14 protein-coding genes are annotated in these 15097 nt (G+C 69.1%); 5 read left to right on the forward strand and 9 right to left on the reverse strand.

Going from position 1 to position 15097, the window contains the following annotated elements; all coding sequences use genetic code 11:
• Nucleotides 1-20: 20 nt before the first annotated feature.
• From dprA to KEC57_RS09250, 8 genes are all read right to left on the reverse strand, one after another.
• Entirely contained in the window at nt 21-1211 is a 1191-nt protein-coding gene (dprA, locus tag KEC57_RS09215) for a DNA-processing protein DprA (RefSeq protein ID WP_229384279.1), read from the reverse strand.
• The gene (locus tag KEC57_RS09220; protein ID WP_229384280.1) at nt 1208-2734 is read right to left on the reverse strand and encodes a YifB family Mg chelatase-like AAA ATPase; all 1527 of its coding nucleotides are present in this window, start codon (nt 2732-2734) and stop codon (nt 1208-1210) included. The genes dprA and KEC57_RS09220 overlap by 4 nt, the downstream gene beginning before the upstream one ends.
• Nucleotides 2731-3099: a YraN family protein gene (locus KEC57_RS09225; protein WP_229384281.1), complete on the reverse strand. Its 369-nt coding sequence runs from the start codon at nt 3097-3099 to the stop codon at nt 2731-2733. The genes KEC57_RS09220 and KEC57_RS09225 overlap by 4 nt, the downstream gene beginning before the upstream one ends.
• A 113-nt stretch (nt 3100-3212) precedes the next feature.
• Entirely contained in the window at nt 3213-3536 is a 324-nt protein-coding gene (locus KEC57_RS09230; protein ID WP_127818250.1) for a DUF2469 family protein, read from the reverse strand.
• Nucleotides 3537-3595: 59 nt separating this feature from the next.
• Entirely contained in the window at nt 3596-4255 is a 660-nt protein-coding gene (gene rnhB, locus KEC57_RS09235; RefSeq protein WP_229384282.1) for a ribonuclease HII, read from the reverse strand.
• Nucleotides 4252-5034 carry a signal peptidase I gene (lepB, locus tag KEC57_RS09240; protein WP_229384283.1) on the reverse strand — a complete coding sequence of 261 codons (783 nt, stop codon included), beginning with the start codon at nt 5032-5034 and terminating at the stop codon, nt 4252-4254. Before lepB ends, rnhB begins: the two co-directional genes overlap by 4 nt.
• Nucleotides 5035-5233: 199 nt before the next feature.
• On the reverse strand, nt 5234-5581 hold the full coding sequence (gene rplS, locus KEC57_RS09245; protein ID WP_229384284.1) for a 50S ribosomal protein L19: 348 nt from the start codon (nt 5579-5581) through the stop codon (nt 5234-5236).
• Between the two features lie 169 nt (nt 5582-5750).
• Complete coding sequence (locus KEC57_RS09250) at nt 5751-6245, reverse strand: MFS transporter permease (protein WP_229384286.1); 495 nt, start codon at nt 6243-6245, stop codon at nt 5751-5753.
• Nucleotides 6246-6361: 116 nt separating this feature from the next.
• On the opposite strand from KEC57_RS09250, the gene map reads away from it, so the two are divergent.
• Nucleotides 6362-7144, forward strand: coding sequence for a type I methionyl aminopeptidase (gene map / locus KEC57_RS09255; protein WP_229384288.1), 783 nt, complete (start codon nt 6362-6364; stop codon nt 7142-7144).
• A 42-nt stretch (nt 7145-7186) separates the two neighbouring features.
• Here map and glgX read toward each other — a convergent pair whose 3' ends face one another.
• The gene (gene glgX, locus KEC57_RS09260) at nt 7187-9391 is read right to left on the reverse strand and encodes a glycogen debranching protein GlgX (protein WP_229384290.1); all 2205 of its coding nucleotides are present in this window, start codon (nt 9389-9391) and stop codon (nt 7187-7189) included.
• A gap of 303 nt (nt 9392-9694) precedes the next feature.
• On the opposite strand from glgX, the gene nirB reads away from it, so the two are divergent.
• The 4 genes from nirB to KEC57_RS09280 are packed head-to-tail and all read left to right on the forward strand — an operon-like array spanning nt 9695 to nt 15058.
• A complete protein-coding gene (gene nirB / locus KEC57_RS09265; RefSeq protein WP_229384291.1) occupies nt 9695-12289 on the forward strand; it encodes a nitrite reductase large subunit NirB in 2595 nt (864 codons plus the stop codon).
• Entirely contained in the window at nt 12286-12684 is a 399-nt protein-coding gene (gene nirD, locus KEC57_RS09270; RefSeq protein ID WP_229384292.1) for a nitrite reductase small subunit NirD, read from the forward strand. The genes nirB and nirD overlap by 4 nt, the downstream gene beginning before the upstream one ends.
• A complete protein-coding gene (gene cobA, locus KEC57_RS09275; RefSeq protein WP_372457002.1) occupies nt 12681-13913 on the forward strand; it encodes a uroporphyrinogen-III C-methyltransferase in 1233 nt (410 codons plus the stop codon). The genes nirD and cobA overlap by 4 nt, the downstream gene beginning before the upstream one ends.
• Nucleotides 13910-15058, forward strand: a complete 1149-nt coding sequence (locus tag KEC57_RS09280; protein WP_229384293.1) for a uroporphyrinogen-III synthase — start codon at nt 13910-13912, stop codon at nt 15056-15058. The genes cobA and KEC57_RS09280 overlap by 4 nt, the downstream gene beginning before the upstream one ends.
• The last annotated feature ends 39 nt before the right edge of the window (nt 15059-15097 follow it).

A 15097-nucleotide genomic window follows, 5' to 3' on the forward strand; every position in this document is an offset into this window, starting at 1 on the left:
CGGCGCTCCGATACCGCGCCCTATCGTTCGTGACCGCTCACCAGCCGCCACCCGGTCGCCGCACGCACCACCGCTCCCTCGAGATGCAGCAGCCCAAGCAGCGCCTCGACCTCGTCCGGCGCCATGCCCGCTCGACGTGCGACGTCGACCGGGTCGCGCCAGAGCGTCGTGCTCAACGCGTCCTGCACGCGTGTCGCATCGTCGGTGCGCGGACCGCGCACCCCCTGCTCGCTCCCTCCTCGAACAAGTCCGAGCATCTCGCGCACGTCCTGCGCGCTCGTGATGCAGTGCGCGCCGTACTCGCGCAGCAGACGATGACTTCCCGCCGACGCCGCCGACGTGATCGGTCCCGGCACCGCGCCGAGTTCACGCGACAGCGCCGCTGCATGCCCAGCGGTGTTGAGAGAGCCGCTCCGCCACCCCGCCTCGACCACCACCGTGGCATCCGAGATCGCGGCGATCAGCCGATTGCGCTGGAGGAACCTCCATTTCGTCGGTGCAGATCCGCAGGGAACCTCGCTCACGACCACGCCACTCGCGGCGACCTCATCGATCAGGCCGGAGTGGCCCGCCGGGTATGCGCGTTCGGCACCACCCGCCAGAAGTGCCACGGTGAGTCCGCCCACTGACAGCGCGGCCCGATGGGCGGCGCCATCGATCCCGTAGGCGCCGCCCGAGACCACCGGGACACCGGAGCCGGCGAGCTCGGCCGCGAGTTCCATCGCGACATGATCGCCGTACCGCGTCGCCGCGCGCGCGCCGACGATCGCCACCGATGGCCGCAGCAGCCGCAGCGCACTCGTCTCGCCGCGGACCCATAGGCACATCGGCGCATGAGCCCCGAGATCTTCGAGTTGATCGGGCCAGTCGGGGTCGGCGCGCGTGATCAGCGAGACAGCACGCACCTGCGCGATGCGGAGGGTGTCGGTCACCGCGCGCGGGTTGAGGCGCGGCATCCATCGTCGTCTCGCTGCAGCGAGCTCCTGCGCGGTGACGTCCGCCACAGTGCCCCCGCCGAAGACGGAGTCGAGCGCGCCCGCCGCACCCCGTGCCGCCACGAGCCTGCCCGCGACGGAATCTCCGGGCTCGACGAGATGGGACCACACGACGGTGGCGTATCGCTCGACGATCGCAGAATCTGCCTCATCCGCGTGCGCGACCGACGCCAGGGCAGCCCGCGCAGTCGCCGGCGAGAGATCGATGCCGGTCACAGCGCCAGCCCCTTCTTCAGGTAGAGCGCCCGCCCGATGTGCTCGGCGCTCAGCTGGCTGCGCCCACCGAGATCGGCGATCGACCATGCGACCCGCAGCACGCGGTCGTATCCGCGCAGAGTCAGCGCACCGCGATGCAGAGCGGCGTCCAGTGGACGGCGCACCGCAGGCGGCGGTGCCGCCGGGCCTTCGCGCAGCCAGGTGCCGGGGACGTCGGCATTCACCCGCCACGGGGTTCCGGTGAGACGCCGTGCGGCGCGAGCACGTGCCTCGGCAACGCGTTCGCGGGCGATCGCGGTCGACGTCTCGGGCGCCGGCGCACCCCGGTGGGCCACGGACACGCGTGCCAGCGTCAGCTCGATGTCCATGCGATCCAGCAGCGGCCCGGACAGCCGTCCGAGGTACCGCCGGATCGCGGCAGGTGGGCAGGTGCAGGTGCCACCGCGAATGCCGTAGTCGCCGCACGGGCACGGATTCGTGGCGAGCACGAGCTGAAACCTCGCCGGGTACCGCGCACTCGCTCCCGATCGGTGGATGGTGATCGTGCCGTTCTCGAGTGGTTGACGCAGCGCATCCAGTGCCGCTGCCTGGAATTCGCCCGCCTCATCCAGGAACAGCACCCCCTCTGACGCCCGCGCGATCGCGCCGGGACGCACGACTCGCGACCCGCCGCCGACCAGGGCCGCGACGCTGGCGCTGTGGTGCGGCGCTTCGAACGGCGGCGTGCGCGAGAGCTCCATGACCCGAGCTCCGGTGAGGCTGCGGATGGAGGCGCTGGCCAGCGCCGCGCGGTCGTCGAGGCCGGGGAGGATTCCGGGCAGGCGCCGCGCGAGCATCGTCTTTCCGGCACCGGGTGGACCGCACATCAGCAGATGGTGTCCGCCGGCCGCCGCGACCACGAGCGCGTCCACCGCGTCACGCTGCCCGATCACTTCGGCGAGGTCGAGGTGGTCCTCGACCGGCTGATCCTCGCCGGCCATCACGACCGGAGCGTCGTCGGGGATCGCGATCTCTCCGCCGTGCCAGGCGATGACCTGAGCCAGATTCGTGGCGGCCAGCACGCGCATCCCCTCCACCAGCTCTGCCTCGGGACCGTTCGCGTGCGGCACGACCACCCGCGTGTGCCCGGCCCGTCGTGCAGCGACGACGGCCGGGAGGATGCCCGGGATGGGGCGCAAGCGACCGTCGAGTCCGAGCTCGCCCAGATGCACGGTCGATGCGACGGATGCGGCATCCATCGTCGACTCGGTCGCGAGAGATGCGATCGCGATCGCCACGTCGAAGCCCGACCCCTGCTTGGGCAGGCTGGCCGGCGACAGGTTGACCGTGAGTCGGCGCCGAGGAAGCGGAGTGCCACTGTTCGCGCACGCGTTGTGCACGCGCTGGACAGCTTCGCCGAGGGCCTTGTCGGGAAGTCCGATGATCCGGAAGTCGGGTGTCTGATTCGACAGGTCCGCCTCGACTTCGACGCATTCGCCCTCGGCCCCCACCAGCGCGACCGCCCAGGTGCGCGCGATGCTCACGGCACTTCCACATCGACGAGGTGCTCGAGGCGCGCCGTGGCAGGATCGGCGCCGGTGAGCCCGATCGCGTCGATGCGCAGCCGTCGGCCCTGAACCGCGTCGCGGTGCGCGCCGGTCCATGCGACCGCCAGGCGCCACAGCCTCGCGCGCTTGCGCGTGTCGATCGCCTCGAACGGGTGCCCGAACGCCTCACCCCGGCGCGTCTTCACCTCTACCACGACCACTGAGACGCGGTCTGCGACCACCAGGTCGATCTCGCCCGCACGGCATCGCCAGTTGCGGGCGAGGACGGTGAAGCCCATCTCCTCGAAGTAGCGTGAGGCGCGATCCTCGCCCGCGCGGCCCAGCTCGTCTTTGTCTGCCATGTAGGCATCGTGGCGCGCCGAAGCAGCGACGAAACGCCCCGACAGGGCGTCTTCTCATACTCCCTCGGATTCGCGCGAAACCGCTACCTGGGGAGGAGCCTCGAAACGCCGGCTCAGGTGTCGAGCGACAGCTCTTCCGGAAGGTGGAAGTCCCGGCGCGAGAGCTCCTCGACGTTGACGTCCTTGAACGTGAGGACGCGCACCGCCTTCACGAAGCGGTCGGCGCGGTAGATGTCCCACACCCAGACATCGGACATCGAGATCTCGAAGTAGAAGTCGTGCTCGGTGTCGCGGCGGACGACGTTGACCTCATTGGCGAGGTAGAACCGCCGCTCGGTCTCGATCACGTATTGGAACTGCGAGACGACGTCGCGGTACTCCCGGTACAGCGCGAGCTCCAGCTCACGGTCGTAGTCTTCGAAGACGTCGTCATCCATGGTGTCTCCATCCTACGGGCGCGAGCGGATGCCGCGACCATCGTGGGTCGTAGCCGATCTCAGAAGAGGGTGGGGGCGTCGGCGATCGCCCACGATGCGCGGTGATGCGAGCTGATTCCGTGAGCGCGGATCGCCTCGCGGTGATCAGGACTCGCGTAGCCCTTGTTCCGTGCCCAGTTGTAGGCGGGCAGCTCGTCATGGAGTTCGGTCATCAAGGCATCGCGCGCGACCTTCGCGATGACGGATGCCGCGGCCGCCGACGCGCAGTCGCGGTCAGCCTTGATGACCGGACGCACGGTGAGTCCCCGTCCGCCCGCCGGGGAGATGTAGTCGTAGTTGCCGTCGAGGACGACGATGGCATCTTCGGGGACGACGCCCTGCGCGCGCAGGTCGGCGATCGCGCGGATCGACGCGAGCCCGAGCGCACGCATGATCCCGATCTCGTCGATCTCGGCCGAGGTCGCCCAGCCGACCGCACTCGCAGCGACCCAGGATGCCGCGCGCGAGGCGACGTCCGCCCGCTTGTGCTCGGGCACGAGCTTCGAGTCGCGTAGGCCCTGCGGGATCCGCTTGCGCGATCGGGGCCCGTCGATCACCGCCGCCCCCACCGCGACGGGGCCCGCGAGGGCACCGCGGCCGACCTCGTCGCATGCGATCACGAGCGTGTGCTCGCGCAGGAGACGACGCTCCAGCGTGAGCCTGGGCTCGATCACGGTCACTGCGTTTCGCCCTCGGGTTCTGCTTCGGGCACCCCGGAGAACACCTCGTGGTGGAAGTCGAGCATGCCGAAGCGATCGAACGGCCAGGTCACGAGGAAGGCGCGTCCGACGACGTTGTCGATCGGGACAAATCCCTTGCCCGGCTGGTCGGTGTTGTAGCGGGAGTCCTTCGAGCGGTAGCGATTGTCACCGAGCACCCAGAGGCTTCCCTCGGGAACGACCACGTCGAACGGATCGCCCGAAGCGGCCGATTCGCCCGTCGCTAGCTTGATGTAATCGCTCTCGTCGATGGGCACGCCGTTGACAGTGATCTGGCCGAGGGCATTGCAGCACACGACATGATCGCCCGGAAGTCCGATGATCCGCTTGACCAGATGGTCGTCGCTGTCGGGAGCGGCCAGGCCGATCAGCGAGAGCGCCCACTCGACGGCCTCCACCACCGCCGGACGTGCGACCTCGGTGCTGGGCGGGAGCCAGCCGCCCGGGTCCTGGAAGACGACGATGTCGCCCCGCTCGTAAGCGCCGAATCGCGGTGTGATCTCGTCGACCAGGATGCGGTCGTTGATGTGGAGGGTGTCCTCCATCGAGCCCGATGGAATGTAGAACGAGCGGACGACGAACGTCTTGACGAGGAACGACACCAGGACGGCGATCAGGATGATGACCACCACGTCGCGGAGGAACACGATCCATCCGCGACGGCGTGGCTGGACGGTCGCCCCGCTCTCCGGCCGCGGCGCGGGCGCCGGCTCGGCGGGTGCCGACTTCTCGGTCGTCATTCGGGTTCCTTCACCGTCCACCGTCCGTCGGCGGGCCTGCCTTCAAGGGTCCCACACTCCGGCCCGCACTGACGCCTGCGCGCCACCTTCGAATCGTCCGCGCGGCCCGGTGCGAAACGCGAGCGTGTTCGCGGAAACGACGAAACCCCGGACCATCGGCCCGGGGTTTCGCGACAGAATGCGTCTGCTGACGAGAGTGTCAGTTGCCGCGCTTCTCCTTGATCTTGGCCTTCTTGCCACGGAGGTTGCGAAGGTAGTACAGCTTCGCGCGACGCACGTCACCACGGGTGACGACCTCGATGTGGTCGATGACCGGGGAGTGCACCGGGAAGGTGCGCTCGACGCCGACCTGGAAGCTGATCTTGCGGACCGTGAAGGTCTCGCGGACACCATCGCCGGAGCGGCCGATGACGACGCCCTGGAAGACCTGGATACGCGAGCGGTTGCCCTCGGTGATGTTGACGTGCACCTTGACGGTGTCGCCGGGGCCGAAGACGGGGATGTCGGAGCGCAGCGAAGCTGCGTCGACAGAGTCGAGGATCTGCATGATCGTTTCTCTCTGCGGCCGCCACAGGTCGACCGCGGGAAGTAATGGAAAGGATGTCGTGTGCCCGAAGCCACCGGCTGAGAGCCGAATGACGGATTCCCCTGAGGCAGAACCTGGTCAGGGCACAAAGGCCCATTCTGCCATGGATGCCCTGCACGGCCAAAACGGGTCAGGAGGCCGGCGGGCGCTGCTTCTCGCTCACGATGATGACATCCTGCACGGTCGCCTCTGCAGGCTCCTGCGGCGGCGCGAGGTACGCGACCCCGTCGGTCGTGTGCAGGATCAGTCGCGAGGGCTTGGCCTCGCTCCACAGCTGCCACAGCTCCAGCCAGAACAGACCGACTCCGACGAGGATCGCGACGACCATCACCGGCGCCCACCATGCGGCGTTGAAGAAGCCGAGCGAGATCACGAGGCCATGCCAGACGGTGAACCCGAGCACATCCCACCACGAGACGGCGCGATGGGCGCGCACGGTGCCGCGGGCACGGACGAGAAGCGTCAGGACGAGCTGCCACAGGAACACGCCGGGAATCGCCAGGAAGAGCACCCAGAGGAATGCCCAGCCGCCGGCGTTGAACACGCCCCACCCGACGAGGATCCACAGCGGCAGCACGAAGGCGGCGGGGATGAGCCAACCGAAGAATGCGCGACGCAGCCACATGCCTCCGATGCTACGCCGGTCGTGCGGGTCGTGGCTCCCTCCCGCGTGGCGCTGAGCATCCTCACAGCCGTGCGCTCCCGCGTCCGACACAATGGTGGGTGAACGAGAGGAACCCGATGATCGAGTTGCGCACCCCTGCCGAGATCGAGGCGATGCGGCCCGTGGGGCGATTCGTCGCCGAGACCCTGGCGACGCTGCGCGACGAGACAAAGGTGGGCACGAACCTGCTGGCGATCGATCGCCGAGCACACGATCTGATCCGTCGCGCCGGCGCCGAGTCGTGCTACATCGACTACCACCCGTCGTTCGGCGCCCGCCCGTTCGGAAGGGTGATCTGCACATCGGTCAACGACGCGGTGCTGCACGGGCTGCCCTTCGACTACGCCCTCCGCGACGGCGACCTGGTGTCGCTCGACTTCGCCGTGTCAATCGACGGCTGGGTGGCGGACTCGGCGGTCTCATTCGTCGTCGGCACGCCGCGCGAGGAGGATCTCACCCTGATCGACACCACCCAGCGTGCTCTGGATGCCGCCATCGCCTCCGCTCACGTGGGCAACCGCATCGGCGACATCTCGGCATCCATCGCCGCCGTCGCGCATGCCGACGGGTACTCGATCAACACCGATTTCGGTGGACACGGCGTGGGTCGCGTCATGCACGGCGATCCGCACATCCCCAACGACGGCAAGCCAGGACGCGGCTATCCGCTGCGCGCCGGGCTCGTCGTCGCGCTCGAGCCCTGGTTCCTGCAGACGACCGACGAGCTCATCACCGACCCCGACGGATGGACGCTCCGCTCGGTGGACGGCTCGCGCGGCGCACACGCCGAGCACACCGTCGCCATCACCGAGGAGGGTCCGATCGTTCTCACGGACCGCTCCTGGCTCGGCGTGGCCTGAGCCGACTGCACCAGCCGAGGCAGCACCGGCCGGGACTCCGGATCAGGTCCTGAGTTCGGCGCTCGGAGCATGCGAGGGCGGCGCTGCCGCCGCGAGCGCGGCGAGGGACGCGGCCACGGAGTGATCGGCGGCGGCATCCGATCGGGGGTGCTCGCACAGCACGATGAGCGACTTCGCCGCGAGCCGCAGTACGTCCCCGGGTTTCACGAGATCGGAATCCGCTCGCTCCCCCGCCGTGTCGACGAAGACCTCCCAGTCGGGGCTGTACTCGACGACCGGAATTCGGAAGTCGATGATGTCGTCGCCGGCGTTGAACAGGACGATGAAATGCCGATCCCGGATCTGCTCGCCGCGCCGGTCCCGCTCGCGGATCCCTGCCCCATTGAGGAACACGCCGACCGCGCGGCCGAATCCCGAATCCCAGTCCTCGGGCTGCATGAGCGTGCCGTCGGGCCGCAGCCAGGCGATGTCCTGAACGGGAGCGCCGGCAGCGCGACGCACCGGGCGTCCCTCGAAGAAGCGCCGACGGCGGAAGGTGGGGTGGTCGCGTCGGAGCCGTGCGAGGGCGGAGGTGAACTCGAGCAGGGGAAGGTCCGCGGCATCCCAGTCCACCCAGGTTGTCTCGTTGTCCTGCGCGTAGCCGTTGTTGTTGCCGTGCTGGGTGCGGCCGATCTCGTCGCCGTGCAGGAGCATGGGCACGCCCTGGCTGAGCATGAGCGTCGCGATGAAGTTGCGCTGCTGCCGCGCGCGTAGCGTGAGCACGGCGGGATCGTCGGTGGGACCCTCGACACCGAAGTTGTCGGATCGGTTGTCGTCCGCGCCGTCACGGCCGTCTTCGCCGTTCGCATCGTTGTGCTTCTCTTCGTATGAGACGAGGTCTCGCAGCGTGAAGCCGTCGTGGGCGGTGACGAAGTTGACGGATGCCACGGGGCGGCGCCCGGAGTGCTCGTAGAGGTCCGCCGATCCGGTGAGACGTGACGCGAACTCGCCCAGCGCCTGCGGCTCGCCGCGCCAGAAGTCGCGCACCGTGTCGCGGTACTGGCCGTTCCATTCCGTCCACTGCGGCGGAAAATTGCCGACCTGGTAGCCACCGGGGCCGACGTCCCATGGTTCGGCGATGAGCTTCACCTGCGACACCACCGGGTCCTGCTGGACGAGCTCGAAGAACGCCGACAGGCGGTCGACGTCGTAGAACTCGCGGGCGAGGGCCGAAGCGAGGTCGAACCGGAACCCGTCGACGTGCATTTCCAGCACCCAGTACCGCAGCGAGTCCATGATCAGCTGCAGCGAGTGCGGGTTGCGTACGTTCAGGCTGTTGCCCGTGCCGGTGTAGTCGGTGTAGAAGCGCTTGTCGTCCTCTTCGAGCTTGTAGTAGGCGGCGTTGTCGATGCCGCGCATCGACAGCGTCGGACCGAGGTGATTGCCCTCCGCGGTGTGGTTGTACACGACGTCGAGGATCACCTCGATGCCGGCGGCGTGCATGGCGCGCACCATCCCCTTGAACTCCTGCACCTGCTGCCCGCGATGGCCGGTGGCGGCGTACGCGTTATGCGGGGCGAAGTAGGAGATGGTGTTGTAGCCCCAGTAGTTCGAGAGCCCCTTCTCCTGCAGGATCGCGTCGTCCACGAACTGGTGCACCGGCATGAGCTCGATCGCGGTGACGCCGAGCTTGAGCAGGTGGTCGATGATCGCCGGGTGCGCGAGCGCGCTGTAGGTGCCGCGCATCTCGTCGGGGATGGCGGGGTGGCGCATCGTGAGGCCCCGCACGTGGGCCTCGTACACGAGTGTCTCGGAGTACGGCGTGCCGGGCCGTCGATCACCCGCCCAGTCGAAGTACGGGTTGACGACGACGCCCTTGAGCATGGCGGCAGCGGAGTCCAGGTCGTTGCGGGAGTCGGGATCGCCGAACGTGTAGCCGTAGACGGCCTGGCCCCAGGCGATATCCCCCTCGACCGCCTTCGCGTACGGGTCGAGCAGGAGCTTGGCGGGGTTGAACCGCAGTCCGTTCGCCGGATCGTACGGGCCGTGCACGCGGTACCCGTAGCGCTGACCGGGCTGCACGTTCGGCACGTACACGTGCCAGACGTACGCGTCCACCTCTGCGATGTCCAGTCGTGTCTCTGCGCCGCGCTCGCCGAACAGACAGAGCTCGACGCGTTCGGCGCCTTCGCTGAACAGCGCGAAGTTCGTGCCGCTTCCGTCGAACGTCGCGCCCAGCGGATAGGCGGATCCCGGCCAGGTGTGCATCGAATTCCCCCGAGTGGTTATCGGCTCACCCTATCGAGGACGGATGCCGAGGCCGACGCATCCGTTCTCACATCGTCTTCGCGACCTGTGTGAGCGAAACGTTCGCTCGAGGTAACCGCGCGCGGCCCGGCGATGAAACACCGCGCTCCTAACGTCGCAGGCACACACCGAGAGACCCGTCGTCGATCAGGAGAAATCATGTCAGAGGCCACCCGCGCTGCCGGCGAATCGTCGGACCGCGCCGTCAAGAACTCGAAACATGGTGCTGACGGTCCCGCAACATCACCCGCGTACGGTGGCGACATGAGCACCACCCCCGCCCTCGGCACGCACGTCGTGGTGGTGGGCGCGGGGATGGTCGCGCACCGCTTCGTCGAGAGCCTGCTCAGCCGAGGCGGTGCGGACTGGCGCATCACCCTCATCGGCGAGGAGGATCGCCACCCGTACGACCGCGTCGGCCTGACCGGATACTTCGGCGGTGCGAGCGCGGACGACCTCACTCTCGACCGCGAGATGCTCGACGACGAGCGCCTGCGCTTCCTCCGGGGCGACGCCGTGGCCCGCATCGACAGGACGGCGCGACGCGTCACGACCAAGAGCGGCGTCAGCGTCGCCTACGACCGTCTCGTCCTGGCCACCGGCTCGTATGCGGCCCGCCTCGCTGTCGACGGATTCGGTCTCGAGGGCTGCTTCGTCTATCGCACGCTCGACGACGTCGAGATGCTCGAGGCGTTCGTCGCCCGTCGCAGCGCCGAACTCGGCCGCCCCCTCACCGGAACTGTCATCGGCGGCGGCCTGCTCGGGCTCGAAGCGGCGGGAGCACTGCAGGGCCTGGACGTCGCGTGCACCGTCGTGCAGTCCTCCGACCGGCTTATGTCGGCTCAGCTCGACCTCCCGGGCGGCAATACTCTCCGGCGCCTCATCGAATCGCGCGGGATCACGGTCAAGACCGAGACGGTCACCACGCGGCTCGACCCCGACCGCAGCGGCCAGGTCGCGGGCCTGGAGTTCCGTGACGGCACATACGAGCGCACCGATGTGGTGGTCTTCACGGTCGGCGTCCGCCCGCGCGACGAGCTCGCACGTGCCGCAGAGCTGGATGTCCACCCTCGTGGCGGCGTCCTGATCGACGCGGGCTGCCAGACCTCGGACCCGAGGATCATGGCGATCGGCGAGGTCGCGAACTTCGACGGCATGTGCGTCGGTCTCGTCGCCCCCGGCTATGCGATGGCCGAGGTCGCCGCGACCCGTCTCCTGGGCGCGGATCCGCACAGCCGCGAGGCATCCTTCCCCGGCTACGACCTGTCCACCAAGCTCAAGCTCTCCGGCGTCGACGTGGCGAGCTTCGGCGATGCCTTCGCTGAGACGCCCGGCGCGCTCGACGTGACGTACACCGACCCGGTCGCCGGCGTGTACAAGAAGCTCGTGCTGTCGGACGACGCGAAGACCCTGCTCGGCGGCATCCTCGTCGGCGACGCGTCGGCGTACGGCTCGCTGCGCCCACTCGTGGGGGGCGCACTCGGCGGTGACCCGGCGGCGTACCTCATGCCGGAGGGCGGGGTCGCAGCGCCCACCGGAGATCTTCCTGACGAGGCGCTGGTGTGCTCGTGCAACAGCGTCACTGCCGGCACGATCCGCGGAGCGGTTCACGATGAGGGCTGCACCGACGTTGCGAGTGTAAAGGCCTGCACGAAGGCGGGAGCCGCTTGCGGCTCGTGCGTGATGATGGTCAAGAAGATCGTCGGCACCGAGCTCGCCAAGAGCGGCGCTGCACTGAGCAACGCGATCTGCGAGCACTTCGACATGTCGCGTCGCCAGCTCTTCGACTCCGTGCGCGTATCGGGGTTGACTACTTTCAGTGCGGTCATCGAGCGCTTCGGCAGCGGACGCGGGTGCGACATCTGCAAGCCGGCCCTCGCGAGCATCCTCTCCACGCTGGTGCGCGGACATGTGCTCGACGGCGAGAACGCGACACTGCAGGACACCAACGATCACGTGATGGCGAACCTGCAGAAGGACGGCAGCTACTCGGTCGTGCCCCGCATCCCCGGCGGCGAGATCACCCCCGAGGGGCTCCTCGCGATCGGACAGGTCGCGAAGGACTTCGGGCTCTATACCAAGATCACCGGCGGCCAGCGCATCGACATGTTCGGAGCGCGCCTGGAGCAGCTTCCCGAGATCTGGAAGCAGCTCGTCGACGCCGGATTCGAATCGGGCCATGCCTACGGCAAGTCCTTGCGCACGGTGAAGTCATGTGTCGGATCCACGTGGTGCCGCTACGGCGTGCAGGACTCGGTTGGCATGGCCGTACAGCTCGAGCTGCGCTACCGCGGCCTCCGCTCACCCCACAAGATCAAGCTCGGTGTCTCGGGCTGCGCCCGCGAGTGCGCAGAAGCCCGCGGCAAGGACGTCGGCGTCATCGCCACCGAATCCGGCTGGAACATGTACGTCGGCGGAAACGGCGGATTCACTCCTCGCCACGCGGTGCTGCTGGCAGAGAACCTGAGCGACGAGGACCTTCTCACCGCCATCGACCGGTTCCTGATGTACTACATCTTCACCGCCGACCGTCTCCAGCGGACCGCGCCCTGGTTCGAAGACCTCGACGGAGGGATCGAAGGCCTTCGCGATGTCATCTTCGAGGACAGCCTCGGCATCTGCGCCGATCTTGATGCCGCGATGGACGCGCATCTGGACTCGTACGAGGACGAATGGAAGGCCACTCTCGAAGACCCCGAGAAGCTCCGCCGCTTCGCGTCCTTCGTGAACGCCCCTACTACGCCGGATCCCTCGCTCGCCTACACGGCCGAGCGCGGACAGCCGCGACCCGCTACGGATGACGAGCGCACCGATTCGCGCGTGCTCATCGCCGGCACGACCCTGGAGGTGCGCCGATGACCCTCGTCGACCCGCAGACGGCCGAGTACACCGCGCCGGACGGATGGGTGCGCGTCTGCGCACTCGACGACCTCGAGATCGAGCGCGGCCGTGCCGCACTGCTCGGAGGTACGCAGATCGCGCTGTTCCTGCTCCATGCTCCTGATGGCAAGGGCGGGCGGGTGCACGCGGTGTCGAACTTCGATCCCTACAGCCGTGCGCATGTCATCTCGCGCGGCATCGTCGGCACGCGTCAAGACGCCCCCACCGTCGCCTCGCCCATGTACAAGCAGGTGTTCGACCTGCGCACCGGCGTCTGCCTCGATACGCAGGGCAAAGAGTCCCTGTCGCTTCACGTCTGGCCGGTGACGCTGGATGACGGGAACGTCCTCGTCCGCTGGGATGGTGACTCGTGACCACGATGCTCGGAGTCTCGCTCGCCGGCCGGCGCGTGCTGATGGTCGGCGGCGGGTCGGTCACGGCCCGGCGACTCGAACGCTTTCTCGCCGACGGCGCCGATGCGGCGATCGTCGCCCCGGAGCTCTCCGATGGCGTCCGGGCACTGGTTGACGCCCACGGTGTGCCGTGGACTCCCCGCCGCGTGCGTACGGCCGATGTCGCGGGCGCGTGGCTCGTGCACACCGCGACCGGCGACGCCCGCATCGACGCCGACGTCGCAGCCGCGTGCGAGCGCCGCCGCGTGCTCTGCGTCAACGCCTCCGACGGCGCCCACGGCAGCGCGCGATTGGCCGCTGAGACCCGCTCGGGCGATGTCGTGGTCGGCGTCGTCTCGGACGCCGGCGTCGACCCCCGGCGCACCGCACGGGTGAGGGATGCCGTCGCCACGCTGCTGCGCGAAGGGTCGCTGCCGCTGCGCCGCCGCCGCTCCGCGCGCACCGGCAGGGTCGACCTCGTCGGCGGCGGCCCCGGTCCCGCCGACCTCATGACCGTCCGCGGACGGCGCCTGCTGGCCGAGGCGGATGTCGTCGTGGCCGACCGTCTCGGTCCCACCGACGTGCTGTCGGAACTGGACCCCGACGTCGAGATCATCGATGTGGGCAAGCGTCCCGGCCATCACCCCGTTCCGCAGGACGAGATCAACGCGCTTCTCGTCGAGCACGCCCGCGCCGGCAAGCACGTCGTCCGACTCAAGGGCGGCGATCCGTTCGTGTACGGCCGCGGCGGTGAAGAGGTGGCGGCGTGTCTCGCCGCAGGCGTTCCCGTCGAGGTCGTGCCGGGCCTCACCAGCGTCGTGTCGGTGCCCCAGGCAGCCGGGATCCCGGTGACGCATCGCGGTACGGCGGCCGGCCTTCACGTGGTGAACGGGCAGGCCGACACATCCCCGTCCACGCTCGCCGCGCTCGCCGACGACACGGTGACGACCGTCGTGCTGATGGGTGTCGCCGCGCTCCCCCGTCTCGTCGCCGCGGCTCTCGCCGCGGGTGCTCCTGCCGACCGGCCGATGGCGATCGTGGAACGCGGTCACACCCCCGAGCAGCGCACCACCCGCACGACCCTCGCGGAGGCGGTGGCGGACGCAGAGCGCGCCGGCGTGCGCAATCCGGCGGTCATCGTCGTGGGCGACGTGGCCCGCGCAGGTCTGCTCCTCCCCCAGCACGAGCTGGCAGGTGACGCGAACCGGTGACCTCCCTGCCCCGCCCCGCACTGTCGGCGGCGCTCGACGGCTGCACGATCGTGATCGCCGTCGATCGCCGCTCGTCGGAGCTCGCCGCCGCCCTCGAGCGACACGGCGCTCAGGTGCGCCACGCGCCCGCGCTGACGATCGTGCCGCATATCGACGACGACGCCCTGATCGAGGCGACACGCGAGCTCATCGCGCAGCAGCCCGAGATCGTCGTCGCAACGACCGGCGTGGGCTTCCGGGGATGGATGGAGGCCGCCGACGAGGCGGGACTGCTCGATGATCTTCATGCGGCGCTGTCGCGGGCGCAGATCGTCGCGCGCGGTCCGAAGGCACGCGGCGCTATTCAGCAGGCAGGATTCACGGCCGACTGGGTCGCGGAGTCCGAGACCTCGGCCGAGCTCGGCGAGTACCTCCTCGCGGAGGGCGTCGCCCGGCGGCGTGTCGCCGTGCAGCACCACGGCTCGGGCGCCGACGGGCTCGACGAGCTCTTCGCACAGGCCGGTGCCGATGTGGTCAGTCTGACGGTGTACCGCTGGGGTCCGCCGCCGGATCCCGCGGTGGTGTGCCGCTCGGTGTCGACCACGGCCCAGGGCGAGGTCGACGCCGTGCTCTTCACTTCCGCCCCCGGAGCTGCGGAGTGGCTGGCCGCGGCCGCGCGCGAGGGCGTGCTCGACGACATCGTGGATCTCGCCGCGAGCGGCAGGGTGCTGATGGCAGCAGTCGGCCCCATCACGGCCGAGCCGCTGCGCGCCGTCGGCATCGCGCCGCTGATCGCCGAACGCGGACGGCTCGGCTCACTGGTTCGCGCGGTGGTGACACATTTCGGCGGCGGGCACGCGGCATCCCTTCCGACCAACGCGGGACGGCTGGAATTGCGCAGCACCGGCGTCGTCATCGACGGTCGCCACGTGCCGCTCTCGCGTACCGGCACCGACATCCTCGCGTCGCTGTTCGAGGCCGGCGGCGGCGTCGTGTCGCGTGCGCGACTTCAGAACGCCCTGCCGCGCTCGGGCGAGAACACCCATGCGGTCGAGATGGCCGTGGCCCGTCTGCGCGAGGCCATCGGCGTGCCGGACCTCATCAAGACCGTTGTCAAGCGCGGTTACCGGCTGAACGTGCTCGATCCGGTCGAAGCGACTGCGTGACGTCGACCCGATCGGTCATTGCATCCGTGCGCCGATGCC

It is taken from the genome of Microbacterium allomyrinae (assembly GCF_020682705.1).
GTDB classification, from domain to species: Bacteria; Actinomycetota; Actinomycetes; order Actinomycetales; family Microbacteriaceae; genus Microbacterium; species Microbacterium allomyrinae.